The following is a 26,716-nucleotide window of genomic DNA, read 5'->3' on the forward strand; positions in this document are numbered from 1 at the left end:
TATCTTGGCTTTCTGGCACTGATGCCCGCAGATCGAAAGTAAACTTCGAGCGCCGGCACCGTGTTTACGTCGTCAAGACAGGGTGCCGATGGGTCTGCCGATCAGTAGGCGTTCCGCGCAATCCCCGCTAATATGCTCGCCACCAAGCAATTATTTGTCCAGGCGTTTTCTATCAAGCAGCAGGTTTATCTTCATCGATCGGGGTTCAATGGAACGCAATAAGCTCAGCGCTGTCATCTCGACAGTCTTCATGGTAATCGGCTTGGCGATGGCGCCGCCAAGCATGGCGGCAACGCCGGCCGACGCGCAATTCAAGGCCATCTACACCAAAGAATGGCAATGGCGCATCGCCGAAAAACTCGAGCGCGACGAGACTGCCGCTGGCGCCAGCCGCGGCTTTGCCCGGGTCGATGCGCCGGCGCAGGACGCGCGCCGCGTCTACTGGGCCGGCATCCTCAGGCAACTCGACGCGATCAAACCAGCGAGCCTGTCGCCGGCCGAGCGCATCAACTTCGCCGTCTACCGCGCGCAGATCGCGTCGCTGCACGATGCCCAGGCCTTCCGCGAATTCGAGCAGCCCGTCAACGCCGACAGTGCGTTCTGGACGGGCGTGACTTACGGCGCGCGCCGCCCTTTGACGACCACCCAGGAATACCGCAACTACCTCGACCAGCTCGACGGCATCCCGGCCTATTTCGACGAAGAAATCGGCAATATGCGTGCCGGCCTGGCGCGTGGCTTCACGCCGCCGAAGGTCACGCTGACCGGCCGCGAAAGCACCTTGTTATCGGTGACCGACGCGAAGACGCCGCAAGACACCGTGTTCTACGGCCCGTTCAAGCAGATGCCGGCTTCCATCCCTGCGGCCGAACAGGAAGCGCTGCGCCGCCAGGCCGTGGCCATCATCGCCGACAAGGTGCAGCCGGCGCATGCAAAAACCCTCGCGTTCTTCCGCGACGAGTACGTGCAGAAAGCGCGCACCACGCTGGCAGCCCAGGACATGCCGGGCGGGAAGGCATACTACCAGTCGAAGATCGTTGAATTCACGACGACGAATCTGACGGCGGACCAGATCCACGCGATCGGCCTGGCCGAGATGGCGAAGATCCGCGCCGAGATGCACGACATCATGAAGCAGGTGGGCTTCAAGGGCGACCTGCAGGCCTTTCTGCAATTCTTGCGCACCGATCCGCAGTTCTATGCGAAGACCCCGGCCGAACTGCTCAAGAGCGCCGCCTGGACCGCCAAGCGCTTCGACGCCAAGGCCGACCAGTATTTCGGGCACCTGCCGCGCCGGCGCTTCGCGATCGTGCCGGTGCCTGACGACCAGGCGCCATTCTGGACGGCCGGTCGAGGCGGCCCAGGCATGTACTGGGTGAACACGTACAACCTGCCGGCGCGTCCGCTCTACAGCCTGCCGGCGCTGACGTTGCACGAATCGGCCCCGGGCCACGCGTTCCAGGTTCCGCTGGCGCAGGAACAGAAAGGCGTGCCGCCGTTTCGCCGCGCCTACATCTCGGCCTATGGCGAAGGCTGGGCGCTATACACCGAACGCCTGGGTGTCGAGATGGGCATCTACGAGACGCCGTACGAAGTGTTCGGAATGCTCAGCTACCAGGCCTGGCGCGCGTCGCGCCTCGTGGTCGACACCGGCGTGCACGCCAAGGGCTGGACGCGCGAACAGGCGCAGGCCTACCTGATGGAGAATACGGCGCTGTCGAAGCACGAAGTCGAGACCGAAGTCGATCGCTACATCTCGTGGCCGGGCCAGGCGCTGTCGTATTACTTGGGTCAGATGGCGATCCAGGAAGCGCGCGCGAAAGCCGAGAAGGCGCTGGGGCAAAAGTTCGACATCCGCAATTTCCACGACACCGTGCTGCAAATGGGTTCGGTGCCGCTGCCGGTATTGCAGCAGCGGATCGATCAGTTCATCGCGGCCGGTGGACCGAACCCGTATCCGAAGGACAGCTGATATGCCACGGGCGGCATTGGGCCAAATACCGTTCAGTTAGCCTGAGCCCCGTCATCCCCGCGCAGGCGGGGATGACGGTTTTCGAGATAACGAAAGAACAGGTGTGCCTGACTGGATGGCACTGCCGCATTGCGCGGCCCCTGCTCATCTCTGGAACAGCTTGAACTTCAGCTGGAACGAAATCCCGCCGTACAGCCGGTCCTTGTAGTTCGGGATGATCCCGACATTCACGCCCACGCGCTGATACTCGTACGTCAGCGTCGGGATCGCGCCCGGGAACCAGCCGCCATCGCGCGTTTTCGGATAACCGTCGAACGCCGCCAGCGCCACGCCCACGCGCACCGGCCCCACCGCATACGGCTGCCAGATCACGCCCGCATAATTCGACCATCTGCGGTCGCTGTTATAAAAGCGCCCGCCGGTGGCGGCCATCGTGCCGTTGAAGCGGTACTCGAGCGCCAGGCCCTTGTTGTTGTCGTTCAGGTCCTTGTCGCTGTCGAAGTGGGCCGTATAAAAGCCCGTGTCGAGCCACAATTCGCTTTTCGGCGCCGGGTCGATCTTCGTGAAGAAGTCGGCGCCGTGCGCCATCGGCGCGGCGCCGAGCGCCGCCAGCAAGAGTAGAGCGCGCATCAGTCGTCCGCTTTCGGGTCAAGGTCGGGGAACATCACCTCGGTGAAACCGAAGCGGGAAAAGTCGCGGATGCGCGACGGGTACAGGATGCCAAGCAGGTGGTCCACTTCATGCTGCACCACGCGCGCATGAAAACCTTCGGCGTCGACCACGATGCGTGTGCCGAACTGGTCGAAGCCTTCGTAATGCAGGCGCGCGTAGCGGGGCACGCTGCCGCGCAGGCCGGGCACCGACAGGCAGCCTTCGAAGCCCTCTTCCATCGCGTCGCCGATCGGCGTGAGCACCGGATTGATCAGCACCGTCTCTGGCACCGGCGGCGCGTCCGGATAGCGCTCGTTGCTGCCGAAGCCGAAGATCACCAGTTGCAGGTCGACGCCGATCTGCGGCGCGGCCAGGCCGGCGCCATTGGCCGCGTGCATGGTCGCGAACATGTCGGCGATCAGCGCGTGCAGTTCGGGCGTGTCGAACTCTTCGACGGGCGCGGCCACGCGCAGCAGGCGTGGGTCACCCATGCGCAGGATCTCGCGGACTTGCCCGGTGCGGCTCATTGCGCGCCCTGCCCTGCCAACAGAGCGGTCAGCGAGGCGCGGAAGCCCTCGGCGGTCTCTGGGTGTTTCAGGCCGATGGCCGTCATCGCCTGCAGGTAGCCGAGCTTCGAGCCGCAGTCATAGCGCTGGCCGGCGTAGCGATACGCCAGCACGCGTTCGGCCTGCATCAGCGCGGCGATGCCGTCGGTGAGCTGGATTTCGCCGCCGGCGCCTTTGCCGATCGTTTCGAGGTAGCCGAAGATCGATGGCGACAGCACATACCGGCCGACCACGGCCAGCGTCGACGGCGCATCGGCCGGCTGCGGTTTCTCGATGATGTCGGACACCAGCTCCAGGTCCGGCCGGTACGGCGTGGCGCTGACGATGCCGTACTGGCGCGTCTGTTCGCGCGGCACGTCCTGCACCGCCAGGATGCTGCTGCGTTCATAGGTGTACAGGTCGGTCATCTGCGCCAACACCGGCTTGTGACCGGCGGCAGTGTCCATGAAATCGTCCGCCAGCAGGACGGCAAATGGTTCATTGCCTACCACCGGTCGCGCGCACAGGACGGCGTGGCCCAGGCCCAGCGGCGACGACTGGCGGATGTAGATGCAGTTGACGTTCTTTGGAATGACATTGCGCACCGTCTCGAGCAGCGCCTGCTTGCCGGCCGCTTCCAGCTCGGCTTCGAGCTCGTAGGCGGTGTCGAAATGGTCTTCGATCGCGCGCTTGTTGCGGCCCGTGATGAAGATCAGTTCCGTGACGCCGGCGGCAACCGCCTCTTCCACCGCATACTGGATCAGCGGCTTGTCGACGATCGGCAGCATCTCTTTCGGTTGCGCTTTCGTCGCTGGCAGGAAGCGGCTACCAAGGCCGGCGACAGGGAAAACGGCTTTGCGGATCAGGGTCATCGTGGTTCAGTCAGGGTTGATTATTGTTGTTCGAGCAGCGCCAGCAGCGCCGCCTCATCCAGGATCGTGACGCCCAGTTCTTCGGCCTTGGCCAGCTTGCTGCCCGCCTCGGCGCCGGCCACCACATACGAGGTTTTCTTCGATACCGAGCTGGCGACCTTGCCGCCGGCCCCTTCGATCAGGGCGCCTGCCGCATCGCGGCTCAGGGTCGGCAACGTGCCGGTCAACACGAACGTCTTGCCGGTCATCGGGCCGTCGGCGGTCGCTGCTGCCTCGGGGACCAGGTCGAGCAGTTCGCGCCGCATGGCCGCCAGCGACGTCACCAGTTCGCGGTTGGACTTCTCGCTCATCCAGGCTTCAAGCGATGCCGCCACCGTGGCCGGCAAGCCGAAGATACCGAAGTCGGTGCGCCCTGCGACGTCTTCCAGCGTCTGGCCGGCGGCAATAACCTGGCGCGCACGCGGCTCGGTCAGTTTCGGGATGTCCAGCGCGGCGAGCAGCTTGATGGCGTCGAGCTTGTCGCGCAACTGCGCCTTGGGCGGATGCTCGTCACGCGGCGCCACGCCTGCGGCCAGCAAGGCGTCCAGTGCAATCTGGTTTTTTTCTTCGGCGAAGAATTCGGCGATCGACTGGGCCACCGTGCCGCCGATATCGGGCAGCACGCGCAGCAGCGCGGCCGGGGCGCGGCGCACCAGCGCCAGCGAGCCCAGATACTCGGCCAGCGTCTTCGCGGTGGATTCGCCCACGTGGCGGATGCCGAGCGCGAACAGCAGCCGCTCGAGCGGCGGCGCCTTGCTGGCCGCAATCGCCGCCAGCAGGTTGTCTGCCCACTTGGTCGGCACCTTGCCCTGCTTGACCGTTTCCGGGGTCGAGCCATCGGCTTCATCGGCCAGGCGCTTCATCTTGAGCAGGTCGTCCTGCGTCAGTTTATACAGGTCGGCCACGCCGGCCACCAGGTTCGCTTCGACCAGGCTGTCGATGTAGCGGTCGCCCAGGCCTTCGATGTCCATCATGCGCCGGCCGGCGAAGTGACGGATCGCTTCCTTGCGCTGCGCGGCGCAGCTCAAGCCGCCGGAGCAGCGCGCGACGATCTCGCCTTCTTCGCGCACGACGTGTGAACCGCAGACAGGACACTGCGCGGGTAGCTGATACACCGCCGGTTCCGGCGTCGGTCGGCGTTCGAGCACCACGCCCAGCACTTCGGGAATGACGTCGCCCGCGCGGCGCACGATGACCGTGTCGCCCACGCGCACGTCCTTGCGCCGCACTTCGTCTTCGTTGTGCAGGGTCGCGTTGGTGACGGTGACACCGCCGACCGACACCGGCACCAGCCGCGCCACCGGCGTGATGGCGCCGGTGCGGCCGACCTGGACCTCGATCGCCTGCACCGTGGTCAAGGCTTCTTCGGCCGGGAATTTATGGGCCAGCGCAAAGCGCGGCGCGCGCGAGACGAAGCCCAGCGCGCGCTGGTCGTCGAGCGAATCGACCTTGTAGACCACGCCATCGATCTCGTACGGCAGCGACGCGCGGCGCTCGCCGATGTCGCGGTAGAACGCCAGCAGGCCATCGCGGCCGGTGACCACCTGGCGCTCTTTTGCCACCGGCAGGCCGAGCACGCCCAGCCAGTCGAGCATCGCCGAATGGGATTCGGGCAGATCGACGCCGTCGAGCTGGCCCACGCCGTACGCGAAGAAGCGCAGCCGGCGTGCATTGGTGATGCGCGCGTCGAGCTGGCGCAGGCTGCCGGCGGCGGCGTTGCGCGGATTGGCGAATTCTTTCTGGCCGGCGGCGCGCTGGCGCTCGTTGAGGCTCTCGAAGTCGCGCTTGAACATCAGCACTTCGCCGCGCACTTCAAGCACGGCGGGCACGGCGTCGCCATGCAGGCGCAGCGGGATCACGCGCACGGTGCGGATATTGGCCGTGACGTCTTCGCCCGTGTAGCCGTCGCCACGCGTGGCGGCCTGCACCAGGCGGCCGTTTTCATAGCGCAGGCTGATGGCCAGGCCGTCGAATTTCAGCTCGGCGTTGTAGGCCACTGCGCGCGTCTCGAGCCCTTCGCGCACGCGGCGGTCGAAGTTGTCGATGTCGTCGTCATGGAACCCGTTGTTCAGCGACAGCATCGGCACGGCGTGCGTGACCTGGTTGAATTCGGGGATTGGTGCGTCGCCCACGCGCTGGGTGGGCGAATCGGACGCGATCGCTTCCGGGTAAAGCGTCTCGAGGCCGGCCAGTTCGTGGTACAGGCGATCGTACTCGGCATCGGGAATCGTCGGGGCGTCGAGCACGTGGTAGTTGTAGCTGGCGCGGTTCAGTTCCGCGACCAGCCAGGCCATCCGGGCCAGGGCGTCGATCTGCTCGGTCACGGGTGCTTCCTCAGCTGAACAGGCGCAGCGCGCGGGTCGAACCGGCCGCGATGTCCGATGCTTCCATCTCGGCGTAGAACTCGCTCACCTGGCCCTTGATTTCGTCGAGCGCTTCGGCTTCGAGCGGCTGGTTGCCGTCGTCGACGATGGTGGCGTCCAGGCGCTGCGTCAGCGAACGCGCGGTGTCGACCATGCGGCCAAAGGCGTCACGGGTCGGCGCCACGCAGGGCACGTCCAGCAGCAGCGTCAGGCGCGAGGTGGTGTCAGCGCCCAGCGTGACGTTGGTCGAGAGGGTAAACAGCACGCTGTTGCCAGCGCTGTTTCCTGCATTGTCGCGATCCGGCATGGCGAAGCGCCCGTCCGGCCGCACGTCGAAGCCCGCGTTCTCGAGCGCGCCGATCAGCGTCGACATGGCCCACGGCGCGCCGTTGGCGGCCAGGTTCACGCTCAGTTGCGCGTCGTGACCGGCGACAAAACGGTGCAGCGTACGCGCCTCGCTCATCACTTCGATCATGTCGGGCACTTCCGGCTCGGCGCCGATCTCGTCGCCCACCGCGCGCAGGCGCGTGACGAGTTCGGAATATTCGAGTTCATTCAGGGCCGTCGTGCGCGTGGCCATCTGCACGCCCGCCTGCAGCTTGGTGTACACGCCGCCATGGACGATCGGCTCCCACTCGCCGCTGACGGCAAAGCCGATGTAGTGGATCGGCTTGTTGCCCACGCGGCGCAGGCCGTGCAGCGTCGGCAGGATCTTGTCGCCACGGACCGGCGCCTCGAGCGCCAGCGGAATCATGCAGTCGATCAGCGGGTCGACCAGGCATTCGGCCAGTTCGGCCGGCGGCATGCCGGGCCGGGTGCCCGGGAGCGATGCGGCCACGGCGTCTTGCGCGGCGCTGGAGCCGCCGGCGCGGTAGGACGGTGGCGGGACTGGTGCGGCTGGTGCTGGTGCCGGCGCTGGTGTCGGCGTCGGTGCCGGCGTTGCGACTTCTTCAGCTGCCAGCGCCGGCGACTCGGCCGGGACCATTGCGTCAAGCTGTGGCTCGGGCTTGGTGTCGGCGACCGTGAAGGCGGCCGCATCGAGCGTCGGCTCGGTCACGTGCTTGTAGGTGAATTCACCTTTTCCCGCCGGCGCGGGCGCGGCTGCCGGTGTCGACGGCGGCACGCCGTGGTCGAACATCGGTTCGCTGCGTTCGGCCGCCGGCGCCGCCTCGCCGCTGCGCATCAGCACGTCGTCGTGATCCGATGCGAACGCGCGCTCGACGCTTTTCCTGGCCTTGTACTCCTGCCATTTGTTGTAAGTGACGACACCGACGACGAACACGCCGCCGGCTGCGATCAGGCTCATTTGGAGATCAGTCATGCTGCTTGTGCCTCAATAGCGAAATTCGCGCCGGACGCACGGTCCCGGTCTTGCAGCGAACTAGGTGATTCAATCGAAATGCCACGCGTGCGGGCAGTCCCCATGCAAAGGCATGCAATGATACCAACTCCCCGGTGCCGACGCCATTCATTGGCATTCCGGTATCGTGCGAGCCCGGAACCGGCACGTTCAGATGGAACGTCATGCGCCGTGCAGTGGCAAGGTGACAGCGACTTCGCTGCCCATGCCCTCCCCCCCACTCGATGCTTCCACCCGCCCGCCATGCAGTTGCACCAGGCGGTTCACGAGCGCCGGCCCGATGCCCAGGCCGCCCTGCGACCGGTCCGGCGTGCGCGTACCCTGGCGGAACAGCTCGAAAGCGCCGGCGATCAAGTCCGGCGACATCCCAATGCCGTTGTCGCGCACGGCGATGCGCACCGTGTCGTGCGTGGACGCGATCGACACCGCGATCTGCCCGCCGGGCGGCGTGTATCGGGCCGCATTGGACAACAGGTTCGAGATCACCTGCACCAGGCGCTTGGCGTCGCCGACGACCTGCCCACCCGGCCCCTGACAGGCGATGTCGAGCGTGTGCGAACGGGCGTCGACGAGCGGGCGTACCTGCTCGACCGCTTCGTCCACCAGCAGGCGTACGTCGACCGTTTGTCGGTCGAGAGAAATCGTGCCGCGCGTGACACGCGACACGTCGAGCAGGTCGTCGACCAGGCCGGCCATGTGCGCAGCCTGGCGCGCGATGACGCGGCCGATATGCTCGACGCGCACCGGGTCGCCCTTGGCCAGCGGCAGCAGGGCTGCGGCGCTGCTGATCGGCGCGAGCGGATTGCGCAGCTCGTGGCCGAGCATGGCCAGAAATTCGTCCTTGCGCACGTCGGCGTCGCGCAACGCGTCGGCCGTGAGCTTGTGTTCGTGGATGTCGGTGCAGGTGCCCATCCAGCGCTGGATCACCCCATCCTCTCCCCTCACCGGCAGCGCGCGACCCAGCACCCAGCGATAGGCGCCGCTGCGATGGCGCAGGCGGTATTCGATCTCGTAGGGCTCACCGGTAGCCAGCGAATGGCGCCATCTGGCCCAGGCTGCGGCCTGGTCGTCCGGGTGGAACATGTCGTTCCAGGCTACGCCGTCGGTGGAGCCAGGCGGCACGCCGGTAAACGCGTACCACTGGTCGCTGTAGTAATCGTGAAAGCCGTCGGGCAGCGTCGACCAGACCATCTGCGGCATCGCGTTCGTGATCGCGCGAAAGCGCGCTTCGCCGGCGGCCAGCGCGCGCTCGTGCTCCGCCTGGTCGGCCTGCGCCGGCAGCACCTGGACCACGCCAAGCACGCCTGCAATGGCGCCATCTTCCCGGTACAGCGCCGACAGGGCCACCTGCGCCGGTTCGCGCAGCACAAGCGCCACCGTGGTCGCAGCCAGACCAGCATCGACGATGGCGCGCACCGTCGCCGTCAGCGCGACAGCCTCCGGGAACATGGACGCCAGCGGCGACCATGCATCAACCGGCGCCGCGGCGCGGTCAAGCAGCGCGTGACAGGCCTGATTGAGCGTCGCCTCGCCCGTGTCGGCGCGCACCAGCAACATGGGCGCAGGCGACGTTGCGGCCATGCGCAGCGCAGCCGCCAGCGCAAAATCTGCCGGCCGATGGGCGGCGTCCTGGATCATTGTGCGGGCTCCGTCACGCGGCGACCAGGTCGGCGGCCGCTTCCATGTCCACCGCCACGATGCGCGATACGCCCTGCTCCTGCATCGTCACGCCGATCAGCTGGCTGGCCATCTCCATCGCGATCTTGTTGTGCGAGATGAAGAGGAACTGGGTGTGCTCGGACATGCGCTTGACCATGCGGCAGAAACGCTCGGTGTTGGCGTCGTCGAGCGGCGCGTCGACCTCGTCGAGCAGGCAGAATGGTGCGGGGTTCAGGCGGAACATCGAGAACACCAGCGCCGTGGCGGTCAGGGCTTTCTCGCCGCCCGAGAGCAGGTGGATCGTCGCGTTCTTCTTGCCCGGCGGCTGGGCCATCACCTGCACACCGGCGTCGAGGATCTCGTCGCCGGTCATCACCAGGCGCGCATTCCCGCCGCCGAACAAGATCGGGAACAGTTCGGAGAAGTGGCCATTCACGCGATCGAACGTGTCCTGCAGCAGGTCGCGTGTTTCGCGGTCAATGCGGCCGATCGCGTCTTCCAGCGTGGCGATGGCTTCACTGAGGTCGGCGTTCTGCGAATCGAGGAAGTGTTTGCGCTCGCTCGCCTGCGCCAGCTCGTCCACCGCCGCAAGGTTCACGGCGCCCAGACCCGCGATGGCGTTGGTCAAACGCGTGACTTCGCCCTGCAGGTATTGGGGCTTGACATCCGGATCGAGCTTGGCTGCCAGCTCGGCCTCGATGGCGCCGGTGGCGGCCAGCGCTTCGGCGAACTGCTCCTGGTTCAGGCGCGCGGCTTGTTCCTTCAGTTGCAGTTCGGTGATGCGGTCGCGCTGCGGCTGCAGGTTGCGCTCGGTCTGCATGCGCGATTCTTCGGCCGTGCGCAACTGCTGCGCGACCTGATCGAGTTCGTGGCGGGCGGCGGACAACGCTGCCTCTTGCGTCGTGCGCTGATCGAGCAGCACCTGCAAGCCCTCGTGGGCGCTGCCGCTTTCCAGCGCTTCGAGTTCCAGGCGGGCCTGGGCCAGACTGGCGCCCACTTGCTCGGCCTGGGTGGCGGCGGTGGCGATCGTGCGGCGCAATTCGTCGATGCGGCTGCGCTGGGCGCGCTCGGCGAACTGCGCCTCTTGCGCGCCGCGCTCCAGGTCGCGCATGTGTTCGCGCGCGCGGTTGAGCGCCTGTTCCTGATCCTGGAAGGCGGCCTGGCCGTCTTCGCTGGCTTCGTGCAGTTCGGCCAGCTGCAGGGTCAAGTCCTCGAGCGACATCTCGGCTTCGAGCTGGGCCTGGCGCTGCTCGGATTCCTGGGCGGCGATTTCGGTCAGGTCGGCCGCGATCTGGCCACTGCGCTGGTTGAAGCGCGCTTCGATCTCGCTCTGCTTGAGCACCTCGATCTGCAGCGCATGCACCTCGCGCTGCAGCATGGCCACACGCGCGCGGGCATCCTGCAGGCGGCGCGCCAGCGCAAGGACAGCGGCGTCGGCGCGCGCGGCGCGCTCACGCGCTTCGTCGGCCAGCAGCGCCTGTGCGCGCAACTGCTTGCCGGTGTTATCGATCTCGTGCTGGCGCGCCAGCATGCCATCCTGCTCGGCGTCCGGCGCGTGAAAGCGCACGCTCGAGCGGGTGATCACATGGCCCTGGCGCGTGACGAAGCTGGCGCCGTGTGGCAGGCGGGCGCGCGCGTCGAACGCTTCCGAGGCATCCTGCGCGATGTACACGCCGTGCAACCAGTCTTCCAGCACGCCGCGCACGCCAGCGTCGTTGATGCGCAAGAGGCTGGAGAACGGGTGCAATCCGGCAGGCGCCGGGTCGCGCGCGCCAAACAACTGCGCGGCGTACAGCGCCAGGCGCGCCGGTGGCGGATCGTTGAAAAAGGCCTTGGTCGCATCGAGGTTCGTCACGTCGAGCGCGCCGGCCCGTTCGCGCAGCACGGCTTCGAGCGCTGTTTCCCAGCCCGCTTCGACGTCGAGATGCTGCCACAGGCGCGGCAATCCGGTCAGCGCGTGTTTCTCCAGCCAGGGCTGGACCTTGCCTTTGGTTTGTACGCGGTCCTGCATCTGGCGCAGCGCGTTCAGGCGCGCTTCCAGCTGTGCGTTGGCAGCGCTCTCGCGCTGGACGTCACCGTTGGCCTGGCGGCGTTCGGCTTCCACGGTGTCCTGGCGCGCTGCTGCGTCTTCCAGCACCACCGTCTGCTCTTCGAGGGCCAGCTGCTTTTCTTCGAGCTGCAGGCGCAGGTTGTCGAGCGTGGCGCTGTCGGGCAGGTTCAGGGCATTGCGTTCCTGCTGCAGGCGCTCGCGCCGCACGACCAGGTTGGCCAGGATGCCGCCTGCGTTGCGGCCGTGGGCCGCAGCCAGTTCGATGCGCTGCTGGGCCGCCGCGATGCGCGCGCGCGCCGCATTGGCCGCATCCTGGCCGGCGCGCCAGGCCGCTTCGAGTTCCGGCAGGCGCTCGCCGTGGACTTCGACCGCGATCTGGGCGCCCTCGGCGCGCGCGGCCAGTTCCTCGAGCTGCATCTCGGCTTCTTCCTGGCCCTCGCGGTGTTCATTGGCCTGGGTCGACCAGCCGTCACGCTGGGCGCTCAGGGTGACGATCTGATTTTGCAGGCGTGTGCGCGATTCGACCACGAACTTGATCTGCGCTTCCAGGCTGCCGATTTCGGCGTTCACGCTGTACAGCGCACCCTGCGCCGTGTGCAGGCGGTCGCCTGCGGCGAAGTGCGCCTGGCGCAGGTGTTCGAGGTCGAGCTCCACGCCGCGCAGTTGCGCGGTTTGCGCCTCGAGCCCGGTCTGCGCCTCTTCGACTTCGCGGAAAAACCTGACTTGCTCGGCCTTTGCATCGTTCTTGCGCAGCAGCCAGAGGAGCTTCTGCTTTTCTTCCTGGTCCGACTGCATCTGGTGAAACCGCAGCGCCACGGCAGCCTGCGCCTCGAGTTTTTCCAGGTTGGCGTTCAGTTCGCGCAGGATGTCTTCGACGCGCAGCAGGTTCTCGCGCGTGTCGGACAGGCGGTTTTCGGTTTCGCGCCGGCGCTCCTTGTACTTCGACACGCCGGCCGCCTCTTCGAGAAACACGCGCAGTTCTTCGGGACGCGATTCGATGATCCGCGAGATCATGCCCTGGCCGATGATGGCGTAGGCGCGCGGGCCCAGGCCCGTGCCCAGGAAGATGTCCTGGATATCGCGCCGGCGCACTGGCTGGCTGTTGATGTAATACGTGGACGTGCCGTCGCGCGTGAGCGTGCGCTTGACGGCGATCTCGGCGTACTGGCCCCACTGGCCGGCGGCCTTGCCGGCACTGTTGTCGAACACCAGTTCGACCGACGAGCGCCCGGCGGGCTTGCGATGCGTGGAGCCGTTGAAGATCACGTCCTGCATCGACTCGCCACGCAGCTCGGATGCTTTCGATTCGCCCAGCACCCAGCGCACGGCGTCGATGATGTTCGACTTGCCGCAGCCGTTCGGGCCGACCACGCCGACCAGCTGGCCGGGCACCTGGAAATTGGTGGGATCGACGAACGATTTAAATCCCGACAATTTGATGGAAGAGAGGCGCACGTTGCGTGGAAGATGAAGGTAGCGAAGAAGCGCTCATCATACCATTGCGGGCATGGGGGCCGCCATGGCTGGGCGGACGCTGGCCGGGCCTTATGCGCTGCGGGCAGGCGCGCCGGGGGCCTGGCCTGCCGGCGGGCCGGCATCGTTGACCGCTTCGGTGCCGACTGCCGCGCCAAGGATGCGGCCGACGACGCCTTCGGCCAGCACCACCCGGATCGCGCCCGCGCGCAGCAGGTCGGCGAGCCGCGCAGCCGGCAGCGAGAACGCTTCCTGGCGCCCGGCGCCCGAGAAGATGTACAGCGTGCGCAGCGGGCTGACCCAGGCCAGGCGCACCTTGCGTACGTTGTCGCCCTCGGCCAGTTCGAGGCGCATGCCGCGTTCCAGGCCGGCCAGCGCGTCGGCGTCCGGCCCGTGACTGGCGTGCTGCTCGTCCTCGGCCTGTGCCTGCTCTTGCGCCACGCGGCGCAGCGCGTCCTGCTGGGCCGCTTCCACCGCCAGTTCGAGCTGGCGTTCGGGCGCGAGCTCGATCGGCGCGCGCACGATCGAGGCATGGCATTCGGCCAGCTCGGCGAAGAACTGCAGCCGCTCGGCGTCTTGCCAGCGCGTGGCGTCGAGCCATTTGTTCAGGCTGGCCAGCAGCGCGGGCAGGCGCGCGATCAGGGCCTTGCGCTGCTCCTGCGTGGCTTTCGGCTTGACGCTCCAGATCAGGTCCTCCATCGTGCGCGTAGCATTGTCGATCGCGCCGGGGCGGCTGTCTTCGATCGTGTAGGCCAGCGCCAGTGCCGCGCTCCAGCGCTGCTCCAGAAAGCCCGCCACCGCCGGCACCAGCTGTTCACCAGCCAGGCGCAGCGCGACGGCGCGCTGCGCCGAGCGCTTGGCAGCGACCTGCTTTTCCTGGCGCGTGGCGTTGGCAATCGGGCCCGCGATGGCCGCCTGCTCGGCGCTGTCGCGCGCGGCCAGGCCGGCTTCGAGTTCGGCCACGGCGGCGGCGAATTCGGGCTGCTCGGCGTCGCGCACCCGCTCGACGCTGCTGCGCATGGCGCGGTAGACCGGATCGTCCTGGCTTGCCGGCTGTTCCCAGCCGGCTTGCGAGAGCAGGTCGAGCAGGCGCCGCGCGGGATGGGCTTCCTCATAGAAGAAGCTGCGGTCGCGCAGGGCCGCCTTCAATACCGGGACCTGCAGGAACGCCATCAGCTCGCGCGTCTCGGGGGCAACGCCATCGTCCTGCAGCACGCCTTCGAACACGCGCGAGAGCAGGTCGAGCGTGGTGGCGTCACCGCGCGAGAGTGCGCCCGGCGGCAGGCTGGCGCGCAGGCGCGGCAGGTAGAAGGCGCCGTGCGGGACGCCCGGGGCACTCGCGCTGCCGTCACCGCCCTGCCCCGTGTCGCGGGCGCCGGCGCTCATGGCGAACGCCGGCAGATCCGGCATGCCGGGGATCGCGGCGCCAGCGCCAAGGCGGCCGAGCAGGTCGATCAGCGGCATCGCGCCAGTCATGGCTCCCGTGCCGGCGCCGCCTTGTGCGAATCCGTGGCCGGCCAGCGGCGTGGCGTGGCCGGGCGCGCCGTGTTGAAAACCGGCTGCCGCGACGACAGGCTGCAACCCGGCTTGCAGGCTGGCTTGCGGGATGGCTTCCAGGCTGGCAGCGAGGCCGGGTTCCGCTGCGGCGACGCTGAAACCTGACGCGGTGCTGGGTCGCCAGCCGCCGCTACCCTGCGGCAGATTCGGGATCTCGGGCACGACCAGCGCCGGGTCGAACAGCTGGCGCAGCTGATCCGACAATGATGCTTCGCGCCGTGCGCGTTCGGCGCGGCGCGCGGCGCGGTCATCGGTCTTGGCAAAGCGGGTGTCGTCGTCCTTGCCCTTGCGCGCGGCCTTGAGCGCCTCGATCAGCGATTCATACAGCGGGCCGAGATCGATCATCAGGCCGGGGCGCAGCAAAGGCGCCAGGAGGCCATGCGCTTCCGGATCGGGCTCGAACTCGCACCACGCGGCGTGCAGCGCGGCCAGGAACACGGTGGGACGGAACGGGTTGTGGGCGGCGCGCACCAGGTCGCGGCCAAGCAGCAGCCCGAGACGCACGCCGAGGGTGGCCAACTGCTCCGAATACTGCAGATCAAACGGGCGGCTGACGGTGTTCAGCGCCATCTGCCGGTCGATCTGCTCGAGCGGCACGAGACTGAGTGCCACCGGCCCTGCTTGCGCGGTCGGGGCGATCGGCACCAGGAGTTCGACTTCGGCCTGCAACGCCGCTTCGAGCGCGCTCGTGGCCAGGTGGACGAAGGCGTAGTCGTTGTCCTTGAGGAGGTTGCCCGATTTGACCCGGCGCATGACGGTGCGGGGGTCGGGGCCGGCGGCGGTCAGGTCGAGCAGGACCGACACGATGCGCCGGGCCACGTCCGCAAGCTCCGCCCCCGCCTGGCGGCAGGCGATGTCGACCAGCTCGGCGAGTGTCGCCTGCTGGGCGGCAGCGGCTTTGCGCGCGGCGTGGGTCTGGGCGGATGGGGTGGCCATGACGGTTCGGCGAAGTGAGGCAGCCTCTATTCTGCCACACTCTTGCCGGACAGCAATGAGCAAACACAGCGGGGTGGAGTTGGTGCGACAAAGTGCCGAGCCGCCATGGGTCGAATGCCCATGCAAATCTTGCTTTTGTGCGTAGGAGCAGTTCTACAGGCGCGGGGGCCGCTGTCCGATTCCAGTTCAACAGTGCGCGCCTCATGATTGATCTCCCCGGAAACGTACAACGTCATTTCGGGGACACGAGCACGATCTCTTTTGACACTTTTAAAAGGAACTATCATGGTCTCGCAAAACAAATCCAATTCGCGTTCGGGCAACCAGGGCGGCACGCACGAGCAGCATGTCGAAGCCGGACGCCAGAGTCACAAGAACGATGCGGCGCGCCAGTCCGATGCGCTGTCGAATCAGCAGTCGAGCTCTGCATCGGGCGCATCGCAGCAGTCGGGGCGCCAGGCGACGCCGGCGCAGCAGCCCGATACCCGCCTGAATGAGTCGCAGCAATCCGGCTCGCGCTCGAGCGCCGGCGTCCAGGGCGGCACGCCCGAGCAGCATGCGGCGGCGGGGCGCCAGAGTCACAAGAACGACAAGAACCGCTAGCGGTCTCCACGCTTCCGGCATGCCCGGGGGCGCCGATGGAATCAGCCTGCCCGCGCGACGCGCCGGCAGGCTTTTTCATTTTCGCGCCACGGCCGGATCACGCAAGCCCGCTGGGCCGACCTCAGGCATCGGTGTTTAATGCCAGCTTCAGATATTACGCAAAATCGCACCCTTGGGTGGCGCGAAGTCGGTCACTTCATGAATCATTTTGGATGCCTTGGCATCGCGCGCCGTCATGTGCAGGTCGCCGTACTGGTGCACGTTCCACTGGTCGGGCGTGAGCTCGATCTCCTTGCGCAGGATCGCCTCGGTGCGCGCGTCGTCGGCGCGCAAGCCCTCCACGATGATATTGAGCGCATCCGGCCGCGAGCCGGGCGACGCCGTCGCATGCGACTTGTGAATCATGAACCGCGCCGTCTCGCTGGCATAGCGGCGCGACCCGGCCAGATACAACACGACCGCGATCGAGGCCACGGCGCCGGCGTTGTACATCACAAATTTGATCGGTGAGCTGGCCATGAAGTTATACAGGCACAGCCCGTCGCTGACATAGCCGCCATTTGACTGCAGTAACACGTGGGCGGTATCGATGCCATCTTCGGTCATGTTCGCCACCGCCTCGAACATGCGATGCACCATATCACTGTTGACATCGCCGGACAGAGTGAACCACCCCTCTTTCTCCTGAAGCGCCTTTTCTTGATTCATAGTTTTTCCGCCTACAAAGTAAGTGAAACAAGTGTAGCAAATCACGACAAACGCCCCCGCCACCCACCACCAATAGTGCGAAGCAATGCTTTAAAGCACTTTTATGCCAATTCACCATGAGGGTCAGTGTAGACTTATTGGGCAATTCCTGAATGTTGTCAAACAATTCGACTCCGACCCCAATTAATTTTGAGGGGTTTAGCGCTAACAAAATCTCGGTTCGATTCCGCTTGTCACCAAGTTTTCTGAACGCATCATTTTTATTGCCGTAGCGGTCAAAATTAATTAGGGTCGGAGTCGACTTATTGGGCAATTGTCGAAAGTTGTCAAACAATTCGACTCCGACCCTGATTGGGAGCGAGTGGGGCTGGGGCTGGTGCGGTTGACAGTAATCAAAGGGTGGCATATCCTCCGCAGTCTTGATCGGGAGAGCGCAGCCAGGCTGCCGCCGAAGGGGCACTCACCCATAAACTCTCAGGCAAAAGGACCGGTCAAGGGACGGCGGCGCAGCGCGCGGCGGTTCAACTCTGGAGAGCGGCCGCGGTAGCGGTCCACCGAAGGGGCAAGTGGCGACACGCCGCTATCTCTCAGGTACCAAGGACAGAGGGGTCGACAGCGCACGACGACCGTGCTGTACCCCTATTTCTGCCTGAGGATTCCATGACGCTCAAAGCGACCCCGCTCAACTCCGCTCACCGCGCCGCCAACGCCAAGATGGTCGATTTCGGCGGCTGGGACATGCCCGTCAACTACGGCTCGCAAATCGAAGAACACAACGCCGTGCGTAGCGACGCCGGCATGTTCGACGTGTCCCATATGTGCGTGGTCGACGTCAAGGGCGCGAATGTGCGCAGCTTCCTGCGCGGTCTGCTGGCCAATAACGTCGACAAGCTGCAAGTGCCGGGCAAGGCCCTGTACTCGTGCATGCTCAATCCAGAAGGCGGCGTGATCGACGACCTGATCGTCTATTTCCTGAGCGAAGAATGGTTCCGCATCGTCGTCAACGCCGGCACCGCCGAAAAAGACGTCGCCTGGATGAACCAGCAGAATACCGCCAGCAACAGCGGTGTGACGATCACCGCGCGCCGCGACGGCAACGACCCGATCGCCCTCATCGCCGTGCAAGGCCCGAACGCCCGCGCCAAGGTATGGCAGGTGCTGCCGACCACCCAGGCGGCGTCCGAGGCCCTCAAGCCGTTCAACGCCGTCATCGTGGCCGATACCGCGTTTGGCGAAGCGATGATCGCCCGCACCGGCTACACCGGCGAAGATGGTTTCGAGATTGGCGTGCCGGCCTCGCAAGCCGAAGCGCTGTGGAATGCGTTTGTCGCCGCCGGCATCAAGCCAGCTGGCCTCGGTGCCCGCGATACGCTGCGCCTGGAAGCCGGCATGAACCTGTACGGCCAGGACATGGACGATACCGTCAACCCGCTCGACGCCGGCCTGGCCTGGACGATCGACCTGGTGTCCGAGCGCGACTTCATCGGCAAGGCGGCGCTGCAGGCCAAGGGGCAGCAGGCGCAGTTCGTCGGCCTGATCCTGCGCGAAAAAGGCGGCATCCTGCGCGCGCACCAGACCGTGGTGGCGGCATCCGGCCTGGAAGGCGAAATCACCAGCGGCACCTTCAGCCCGAGCATGCAGCAGGCGATTGCGCTCGCGCGCGTGCCGCTGGACGTGGCGGTCGGCGACACCGTCCACGTGATCATCCGCGACAAGCGCCTGGCCGCCAGCGTCGTCAAGCTGCCGTTCGTTCGCAACGGTAAGGTGCTGGCCGCCTGAGTGCCGCCCCGAATCCAGAACACCTATACTGATAGCCAATTAACTACCCGGAGTCCACATGAACATCCCTACCGACCTGAAATACACCGAGTCCCATGAGTGGGTCCGCCGCGAAGAAGACGGCAGCCTGACCGTCGGCATCACCGAATACGCGCAGGACGCACTGGGCGACATCGTGTTCGTCGAACTGCCGCAGGTCGGCAAAGCCTTCACCGCCGGCGACGACGCCGCCGTCGTGGAATCGGTGAAAGCCGCCAGCGATATCTATTCGCCAGTCTCGGGCACCGTCACCGCCGTGAACCAGCCAGTGGCCGACGCACCTGACTCGATCAACCAGGATGCCTACGGCGCCTGGCTGTTCAAGCTCGCGCCAAGCGACGCCGGCGCCTACGACAACCTGCTCGACGCCGACGCCTACGGCAAGACCACCGACCACTGATCCGCCTCCTGGTGCGCGCGCGGCCCCGCCGCGGCGCACCAATCTGCATCACCCCTCATTCTCCTTCAACGTCGCCGCAGACTGTGTCCCCAATCATGACCCGCCCAAGCCTCATCCAACTCGAAGCACGTGATTCATTCATCCCGCGCCATATCGGCCCGTCCGACGCCGACCAGGCAGCGATGCTGTCGGCCCTCGGCTACGAGACCCGCGCTGCGCTGATCGACGCCGTCGTGCCAGCCAATATCCGCCGCAAGGACAAGCTGGACCTGGGCCAGTTCGCCGAGCCGCGCACCGAAGAAGAAGCGCTGGCCACCCTCAAGGGCCTGGCCTCGAAGAACAAGGTTCTGAAGTCGCTGATCGGCCAGGGCTACTACGGCACCTTCACGCCGAAGGTCATCCTGCGCAACATCTTCGAGAACCCGGCCTGGTACACCGCCTACACCCCGTACCAGCCAGAGATCTCGCAGGGCCGCCTTGAAGCGATCCTGAACTTCCAGCAGGCCGTCACCGACCTGACCGGCATGGGCATCGCCAACTCGTCGATGCTCGACGAAGGCACCGCCGCCGCCGAAGCCATGACGCTGATCCAGCGCGTCGGCAAGTCGGCCTCGAAAGTGTTCTACGTCGCCGACGATGTGTTGCCGCAGACGCGCGAAATTATCGAGACGCGCGCGCTGCCGATCGGCGTTGAAGTCCGTACCATCAAGGCGGCCGACGTCGAGTCGCTGGACGAGACCTGCTTTGGCGTGCTGCTGCAATACCCGGGCGTCGATGGCGAAGTGCGCGACTACCGCGCCGCCGTCGAAAAACTGCACGCCGCCGGCAGCATGGTGATCGTGGCCGCCGACCTGCTGGCGCTGACCGTGCTCACGCCGCCAGGCGAATGGGGCGCCGACGTCGTCGTCGGTAACAGCCAGCGCTTCGGCGTGCCGCTTGGTTTCGGCGGCCCGCACGCCGGCTACCTGGCCACGCGCGACGAATTCAAGCGCAGCATGTCGGGCCGCCTGGTCGGCGTGACCGTCGATGCGCAAGGCAACCAGGCTTACCGCCTGGCGCTGCAAACGCGCGAGCAGCACATCCGCCGCGAAAAAGCGACGTCGAACATCTGCACCGCGCAAGTGCTGCTGGCCGTGATGGCCGGCATGTACACGGTGTACCACGGCCCGCAAGGCCTCGAGCGCATTGCCCGCCGCGTCTACCGCCAGGCCGCAATCCTCGCCGCCGGCCTGCAGCAACTGGGCTTTGAACTGGTCAACCAGACGTACTTCGACACGCTGACCGTCCGCGTGAAAGACGCCGGCGCGATCCACGCCGCAGCCACCGAACGCGGCATCAACCTGCGCCAGATCGACGCTACGCAAGTCGGGATTGCATTGGACGAAACCGTCACCCGCGACGATCTGGCCACCTTGATCGCCATCTTCGGCGCCGGCAAGTCGGTCGACCTGGACGCACTCGATGCCGATGTGGCCGATGCCCTGCCGACGGCGCTCGCCCGCACCAGCGCCTACCTGACCCACCCGACCTTCAACCGCTACCACGCCGAGCATGAGATGCTGCGCTACCTGCGCATGCTGGCCGATAAAGACCTGGCGCTCGACCGCACCATGATCCCGCTGGGTTCGTGCACGATGAAGCTCAACGCGACGTCCGAGATGGTGCCGGTCACCTGGCCCGAATTCTCGAACGTTCACCCACTGGCGCCGAACGACCAGACCGTGGGCTACCGCGAGATGATCACCCAGCTGGAGGCGATGCTGTGCGCCGCCACCGGTTACGCCGCGATCTCGCTGCAGCCGAACGCCGGCTCGCAGGGCGAGTACGCGGGCCTGCTGGTGATCCAGAAGTACCACCAGGCGCGTGGCGAAGGCCACCGCAATATCTGCCTGATCCCGTCGTCGGCCCACGGCACCAACCCGGCATCGGCCAGCATGGTCGGCATGAAGGTCGTCGTCACCGCCTGCGACGACAACGGCAACGTCGACCTGGCCGACCTGAAAGCCAAGGCCGAGCAATACAGCAAGGACCTGGCCTGCGTGATGGTCACGTACCCGTCGACCCACGGCGTGTTTGAAGAAGGCATCAAGGAACTGTGCGAGATCGTCCATGAACACGGCGGCCAGGTGTATGTCGACGGCGCCAACATGAACGCACTGGTCGGCCTGGCCGCGCCGGGCGCGTTCGGCGGCGACGTCAGCCACCTGAACCTGCACAAGACCTTCTGCATCCCGCACGGCGGTGGCGGCCCGGGCGTCGGCCCGATCGGCGTCGGCGCGCACCTGGCGAAGTTCTTGCCGAACCAACTCTCGACCGGTTACGTTCGCGACGAACAAGGCATCGGCGCCGTCAGCGCCGCCGCCTTCGGCTCGGCCTCGATCCTGCCGATTTCGTGGATGTACATCGCGATGATGGGCGCGGACGGCCTGACCGCCGCGACCGAAGTGGCGATCCTGAACGCCAACTACATCGCCCGCCGCCTGGCGCCGCACTACCCGGTGCTGTACGCGGGCCACGACGGCCTGGTGGCGCACGAGTGCATCATTGACCTGCGTCCGCTGCAGGACAAGACCGGCATCAGCAACGAAGACGTGGCCAAGCGCCTGATGGACTTCGGTTTCCATGCGCCGACCATGAGCTTCCCGGTGCCGGGCACGCTCATGATCGAGCCGACTGAATCGGAATCGAAGGCCGAGATCGACCGCTTCATCGAGGCGATGATCACGATCCACGCCGAGATCGTCAAAGTCGAGCGCGGCGAGTACGACCGCATGGACAATCCATTGAAGGGTGCGCCGCACACGGCCGAAGTGGTCACGAGCGACGATTGGCAGCACGGCTACACGCGTGAAGTGGCGGCGTTCCCGGTCGCCAGCCTGCGCAAGAAGAAGTACTGGCCGCCGGTCGGCCGCGCCGATAACGTGTATGGCGACCGCAACCTGTTCTGCGGCTGCGCGCCGATCAGCGATTACGAGTAATCGTCAGCACGCCCGCCGCAGTTGACGGCGCAAGCGATGGTGTCACTTGCGGCTCGAAGCGAGCCGCAAGTGCGATGCCGGATGACGGCGGCGTTCCCGGTTTGGCCCACGCCGTTCGCGCGAGGGTTCAAGGGGGACGCCGCCTTTTTCATTGGGCCCTGGCGGCAGGGCCGGCGCCCTCGGACTATCCCCCCCCTCTTCCAGCCGGAACCCGGCCACGGTGCGCGCCAGGGCGATCGCCTGCATCTGCAGCGTGCGCGCGGCGCTGGCCGCTTCGTCGACCAGCGTGCAGTTCTGGCGCGTGATCTGATCCATCTGCACGATCGCCTGACTCACACCCTGCAGCTGCTCGGCCTGGCCATCGCCGGCCGACTCGATGCGCCCGACGATGTCTTCGACGTCGCGCACCGAACTGGCGATGCGCTGCATGCTGCTGCCGGCGTGCAGTGCCCATGCGGTGCCGCCGTCGATCTGCGCCACCGATTGCGCCACCACGGCGCGGATTTCCCGGCTTGCGCCCGCCACCCGGCGCGCCAGTGCCCGCACCTCGGTGGCCACCGCCGCCAGCTCGCAGGCGCTCATTGGCGCACGCGAGGCGTCCAGCGCCGCATTCAGGGCCAGCGTGCCGGTCTCGCTCGCGGCCAGGTCGAGCCCGTCGACGATTTCCACCACCCGCTGCGCGCTGCGCCGGCTCGCGTCGAGTGTCGTCACCAGGCGGTCGACGACGCCGCCGCCATCCTGCGCCACGTCGCCGGCGCCGGCCGCCAGGCGGGTGGCGGCCCGGGCCTCGTCGGCGCTGTGGCGCACGTCGGCCGCCAGCGCTTGCAGCGTGGTTTCGGTATGCGCCAGCGCGCCGGCGCGGTACACCGCGCGGCTGCCCAGGCTCAGGCTGCCGAGCTTGATATCGCGCGAGGCCGCGCCGATCGTGCGCGCCGCTTCGGCGACCGTGCGCAGCGTGCCATTGAGGTTGCGGATACTTGCGTCGAGCAGGCGCGACGTGTCGGCGATTTCGTCGCCGCCGTAGTCGCGCTCTTGCACTGTCAGGTTGCCGCTGGCCAGGCTGCTGGCGGCCAGGCCGATGCCGCGGATCTCGCCAAGCAGGATGCGGCGCACCGCGAACGTGATTGCCAGCGACAATGCAATGGCCAGCACCAGCACGGCCGGCATCAGGATCGAGATCATGTGAAAGTCGGCCTTGGCGCTGCTGGCGGCCTGACGCGACAGCGCTTCTTCGAGCGCACTCAGGTCGGCCAGGCGCCGGGCCACCAGCGCGAACGCGGCTTCGGCCTTCTGCATCGCGTTGGCGCTGATCGAGCCGTCCAGCGGCGCCAGTTCGATGACGTCGCGCACCGCCCGCGCATAGCGGCGCTGGGCATGCGCGGCCTGCTCGACCTGGCGCAGTTCGGCGCCGGTCAGCGTGCTGCCCGACAGCGTCGCCAGGCCGGTGGCGATGCGCCCGTGCTGGGCCAGGATCTCCCCGCGCAGCGGGTCGGTGCGGGCCAGCGGGAAGCTGCCGCCCATCCAGCTCAGGTAGCGGTAGATATCGGCGTGCGCTTTTTGCGACTGCGTACCCAGGCTGGCGGCGGCGCGCATGCTGGCGGCGCGCTGGCCGACGATCGATTCGAGCGAATCGTTCTGGCGCGCCAGCGCGAAATAGGCCACGCACGAGAGCATGAGCAGCAGCACGAGCACGGCGCCGGGCGCGAGCAGCAATTTAGGGCCGATGCGCAAGCGGCTCAGCATGGCAACACCGTGGATGGCTGCGAGCGGTGGCGCTCGGGGCGTGGCAAAGGCAGCATGGCATCCTCACTGACGTTGTGATGCACCATTTCTTCAGTGCATTCACGAATGTACGTCCCGCGTCCTGCGATTCGTTTGTGATAGCGCAAGTGCGGCTGGGCCACCGGGCGCAAAGCAACGGCAGCCACACCCATCGAAGACAATTGCCCGCTAGACATACCCTGGCCTCCGGGCTCACGCTACACTAGCGATATGAGACTTTCCGTTTTCCACGGGCGCCACGCACTGCTGCCGATCCTGTTCCTGCTGTCGCTGGCCCTGCATCTGCTGGTGTTCGCATGGTTCGATCCTCGTCCTGCCCCGCGCGCCGCCACCGCGCCGCTGGCCGTGACGCTCACGGGCGCCGACCCGGCCCCGGCCCCGGCCGTGCTGCCGACGGTTGCGCCGCCCGTGCGTGCGCCGCAGGCGACGCCGAAGCCCGCATCCCAGCCGCGTGCGCCTGCCGCCGCGCAGCCTGCCCCGCCGTCCGAGCCGGCAGCCGGCGCGACAGGCAGTGAAGTGCTGCCGACGCAAGACGGCGGGCCGCCCCAGCGACCGAGCCAATACCGGACCGCCTCGCACGATTCGCTGCGCATCGACTACCGCGTCAGCGGCATGGACGCCGACAGCGCGCATCTGTCATGGGAAACTGACGGCAGCAGGTACCGCCTGGAGCTCGACGGAATCGTGGGAGAGATGGCCAGCGAAGGCGGGCTGGATGACGCCGGCATCGCACCGCGCCGCACGCGCGAGCGGCTGGGGACGGGTCAGGCAACGACGCTCTTCGACCGCGAGCGCGGCCAGATCGTCGATGGGCTCACCGGACGCAGCGCGCAGCTGGCGCCCGGCAGCCAGGATGATGCGTCGGTGTTGATGCAATTGAGCGGCATGGGCCAGGCCGACCCCGACCAGCTGCGCAGCAGAGTGGCGTTCTGGGTCGGCGGCCTGAAAGGCGCGCGCATGGTCTATTTCGAGAGCGCGGGGCCGGAACGCCTCGACACCGGCATCGGCCCGCTCGACACCGTGCGCCTGGTGCGCCTGGCCGACTCCGGCGCGCCGCAACTGGAAGTGTGGCTGGCCCCGGCCAACGCCTGGCTGCCGGTGCAGCTGCGCCTGACGGAGACCGGCGGCGTGGTGCGCACGCAAACCGTTGTGGCGATCAGTGCCACGCAGACGGTCCCCGACTAGCCCCGGCACAAGGCCCGGGCCAGGCCCGGATCAGGCCAGCTTGACCGCGTGCTCGCGCGTCGCGTGGAACGTCAGCTTCGGCCAGCGTTCCTGGGTCAGGCGCAGGTTGACGCCGGACGTGGCCAGGTAGGCCATATTGCCGGCCGCGTCGTAGGCGACGTTATGGCCCAGCGCGGCTTCGAAGTCGGCCAGGGCCTTCTTGTCGTCGCTCGAGACCCAGCGTGCGCTGCTGATGCTGGCGCTTTCGAACACGGCGTCGACGCTGTATTCGTTGAGCAGGCGGCTGGCGACGACCTCGAACTGCAGCACGCCCACGGCGCCCAGGATCAGCTCACCACCCAGCACCGGCTTGAACACCTGCACCGCGCCCTCTTCGCCCAGTTGCTGGAGGCCTTTGTGCAGCTGCTTCATCTTGAGTGGATTACGGATGCGCACCGAGCGGAACAGCTCCGGCGCGAAGTACGGAATGCCGGTGAAGCTGAGCATCTCGCCTTCGGTGAAGCTGTCGCCGATCTGCATATTGCCGTGGTTTGGCAAGCCGATGATGTCGCCGGCAAAGGCTTCTTCGACCTGTTCGCGGCTCGATGCCATGAAGGTCACCACCGACGACAACTTGACGTCGCGCCCCAGGCGCAGGTGCTTGACCTTCATGCCCTTTTCGAAGCGCCCCGAACACACACGCAGGAATGCGATGCGGTCGCGGTGGGCGGGGTCCATGTTCGCCTGAATCTTGAACACGAAGCCCGTAAATGGCTGCTCGTCCGGCTTGACCGCGCGCACGGTGGCATCGCGCTCGCGCGGCGACGGCGCCCAGTCGACCAGCGCCGACAGGATTTCGCGCACGCCGAAGTTGTTGATGGCCGAGCCGAAGAACACCGGCGTCTGCACGCCCGACAGGAAGCGCTCGAGGTCGAACTCGTGCGAGGCGCCGTGCACCAGCTCGACTTCCATCTTGAGTTGCTCGATTTCGAGCGGGAACATGGCGGCCAGGCGCGGATTGTCGATGCCCTTGACGATCTCGAAGGCGCCGTCGGCTTTTTCCTCGCCCGCCTTGAACAGCATGATCTCGTCTTTCAGCAGGTGGTAGACCCCGCGGAAGTTCTTGCCCATGCCGATCGGCCAGGTCACCGGCGCGCATTCGATCTTGAGTACCGATTCGACTTCGTCGAGCAATTCAAGAGGATCGCGGGTTTCGCGGTCCATCTTGTTCATGAACGTGACGATCGGCGTGGCGCGCATGCGGCACACCTCGAGCAGCTTGATGGTCTGCGACTCGACGCCCTTGGCCGCGTCGATCACCATCAGGGCCGAGTCGACCGCCGTGAGCACGCGATAGGTGTCTTCCGAGAAGTCCTGGTGGCCCGGGGTGTCGAGCAGGTTGATGACGTGGTCGCGGTAATCGAACTGCATCACCGACGAGGCGACCGAGATGCCGCGCTGCTTTTCGATGTCCATCCAGTCGGACGTCGCATGACGCCCGCTCTTGCGGCCCTTGACGGTGCCGGCCAGCTGGATCGCGCCCGAGAACAGCAGCAGCTTCTCGGTCAGCGTGGTCTTGCCGGCGTCAGGGTGGGAAATGATGCCGAAGGTGCGGCGGCGCGCGACTTCACGCGCGATGTTGCCGGCCTGTCGGTTGGCGGCGACGTCAAGGTCGGCGCCTGCGCCGGACGAATCGTCGGCGCTGGAAATATCGGTGTCGTTAGCCATAATCGAGCCCAAATGTGGACCTGTGACGGCCCTTGTCGGAAAACCCTCGATTTTACCG

General features: G+C 66.6%; 17 protein-coding genes and 2 riboswitches. Of the genes, 6 read left to right on the forward strand and 11 right to left on the reverse strand.

Annotated features, from left to right (window positions below):
• Positions 1–250 precede the first annotated feature (250 nt).
• Positions 251–1,972 (forward strand): DUF885 domain-containing protein, encoded by a 1,722-nt coding sequence (locus AB2N08_RS03405; RefSeq protein WP_367609201.1) that lies wholly within the window; start codon positions 251–253, stop codon positions 1,970–1,972.
• Positions 1,973–2,116: 144 nt separating this feature from the next.
• On the opposite strand, the gene AB2N08_RS03410 is transcribed toward AB2N08_RS03405, so the two are convergent.
• From AB2N08_RS03410 to AB2N08_RS03445, 8 genes are all read right to left on the reverse strand, one after another.
• Entirely contained in the window at positions 2,117–2,602 is a 486-nt protein-coding gene (locus AB2N08_RS03410; protein ID WP_367609202.1) for a hypothetical protein, read from the reverse strand.
• Positions 2,602–3,150, reverse strand: a complete 549-nt coding sequence (gene def, locus AB2N08_RS03415; RefSeq protein WP_367609203.1) for a peptide deformylase — start codon at positions 3,148–3,150, stop codon at positions 2,602–2,604. The genes AB2N08_RS03410 and def overlap by 1 nt, the downstream gene beginning before the upstream one ends.
• On the reverse strand, positions 3,147–4,040 hold the full coding sequence (galU, locus tag AB2N08_RS03420) for a UTP--glucose-1-phosphate uridylyltransferase GalU (RefSeq protein ID WP_367609204.1): 894 nt from the start codon (positions 4,038–4,040) through the stop codon (positions 3,147–3,149). The genes def and galU overlap by 4 nt, the downstream gene beginning before the upstream one ends.
• A 20-nt stretch (positions 4,041–4,060) precedes the next feature.
• A complete protein-coding gene (gene ligA, locus AB2N08_RS03425; RefSeq protein WP_367609438.1) occupies positions 4,061–6,373 on the reverse strand; it encodes an NAD-dependent DNA ligase LigA in 2,313 nt (770 codons plus the stop codon).
• A gap of 40 nt (positions 6,374–6,413) precedes the next feature.
• Positions 6,414–7,763 (reverse strand): cell division protein ZipA C-terminal FtsZ-binding domain-containing protein, encoded by a 1,350-nt coding sequence (locus AB2N08_RS03430; protein WP_367609205.1) that lies wholly within the window; start codon positions 7,761–7,763, stop codon positions 6,414–6,416.
• 201 nt (positions 7,764–7,964) lie between these two features.
• Entirely contained in the window at positions 7,965–9,440 is a 1,476-nt protein-coding gene (locus tag AB2N08_RS03435; RefSeq protein ID WP_367609206.1) for a PAS domain-containing sensor histidine kinase, read from the reverse strand.
• A gap of 13 nt (positions 9,441–9,453) precedes the next feature.
• Positions 9,454–12,966, reverse strand: a complete 3,513-nt coding sequence (gene smc, locus AB2N08_RS03440; protein ID WP_367609207.1) for a chromosome segregation protein SMC — start codon at positions 12,964–12,966, stop codon at positions 9,454–9,456.
• A 90-nt stretch (positions 12,967–13,056) separates the two neighbouring features.
• Positions 13,057–15,477 (reverse strand): DUF1631 family protein, encoded by a 2,421-nt coding sequence (locus tag AB2N08_RS03445; RefSeq protein WP_367609208.1) that lies wholly within the window; start codon positions 15,475–15,477, stop codon positions 13,057–13,059.
• A gap of 285 nt (positions 15,478–15,762) precedes the next feature.
• Between AB2N08_RS03445 and AB2N08_RS03450 the strand changes: the two genes are divergently transcribed.
• Entirely contained in the window at positions 15,763–16,080 is a 318-nt protein-coding gene (locus tag AB2N08_RS03450) for a hypothetical protein (protein ID WP_367609209.1), read from the forward strand.
• A 147-nt stretch (positions 16,081–16,227) separates the two neighbouring features.
• Here the strand turns inward: AB2N08_RS03450 and AB2N08_RS03455 are convergent, their stop codons facing one another.
• Positions 16,228–16,788 carry an ATP-dependent Clp protease proteolytic subunit gene (locus AB2N08_RS03455; RefSeq protein WP_367609210.1) on the reverse strand — a complete coding sequence of 187 codons (561 nt, stop codon included), beginning with the start codon at positions 16,786–16,788 and terminating at the stop codon, positions 16,228–16,230.
• Positions 16,789–17,202: 414 nt separating this feature from the next.
• Positions 17,203–17,288: riboswitch (glycine riboswitch) on the forward strand.
• A gap of 17 nt (positions 17,289–17,305) precedes the next feature.
• Positions 17,306–17,402: riboswitch (glycine riboswitch) on the forward strand.
• A gap of 46 nt (positions 17,403–17,448) precedes the next feature.
• Here AB2N08_RS03455 and gcvT point away from each other — a divergent pair.
• The 3 genes from gcvT (at position 17,449) to gcvP (ending at position 21,984) form a co-directional block, all read left to right on the forward strand.
• Positions 17,449–18,567, forward strand: coding sequence for a glycine cleavage system aminomethyltransferase GcvT (gene gcvT, locus AB2N08_RS03460; RefSeq protein WP_367609211.1), 1,119 nt, complete (start codon positions 17,449–17,451; stop codon positions 18,565–18,567).
• A gap of 58 nt (positions 18,568–18,625) precedes the next feature.
• On the forward strand, positions 18,626–19,006 hold the full coding sequence (gene gcvH, locus AB2N08_RS03465) for a glycine cleavage system protein GcvH (RefSeq protein ID WP_367609212.1): 381 nt from the start codon (positions 18,626–18,628) through the stop codon (positions 19,004–19,006).
• A gap of 95 nt (positions 19,007–19,101) precedes the next feature.
• Positions 19,102–21,984: an aminomethyl-transferring glycine dehydrogenase gene (gene gcvP, locus AB2N08_RS03470; protein ID WP_367609213.1), complete on the forward strand. Its 2,883-nt coding sequence runs from the start codon at positions 19,102–19,104 to the stop codon at positions 21,982–21,984.
• Positions 21,985–22,026: 42 nt separating this feature from the next.
• Here gcvP and AB2N08_RS03475 read toward each other — a convergent pair whose 3' ends face one another.
• Positions 22,027–23,727 carry a methyl-accepting chemotaxis protein gene (locus AB2N08_RS03475; RefSeq protein ID WP_367609214.1) on the reverse strand — a complete coding sequence of 567 codons (1,701 nt, stop codon included), beginning with the start codon at positions 23,725–23,727 and terminating at the stop codon, positions 22,027–22,029.
• Positions 23,728–23,976: 249 nt separating this feature from the next.
• On the opposite strand from AB2N08_RS03475, the gene AB2N08_RS03480 reads away from it, so the two are divergent.
• Positions 23,977–24,951, forward strand: a complete 975-nt coding sequence (locus AB2N08_RS03480) for a DUF3108 domain-containing protein (protein WP_367609215.1) — start codon at positions 23,977–23,979, stop codon at positions 24,949–24,951.
• 30 nt (positions 24,952–24,981) lie between these two features.
• On the opposite strand, the gene AB2N08_RS03485 is transcribed toward AB2N08_RS03480, so the two are convergent.
• Positions 24,982–26,658, reverse strand: coding sequence for a peptide chain release factor 3 (locus AB2N08_RS03485; RefSeq protein WP_367609216.1), 1,677 nt, complete (start codon positions 26,656–26,658; stop codon positions 24,982–24,984).
• Positions 26,659–26,716 lie beyond the last annotated feature (58 nt).

The organism is Massilia aurea (assembly GCF_040790145.1).
GTDB lineage: Bacteria > Pseudomonadota > Gammaproteobacteria > Burkholderiales > Burkholderiaceae_D > Telluria > Telluria aurea_C.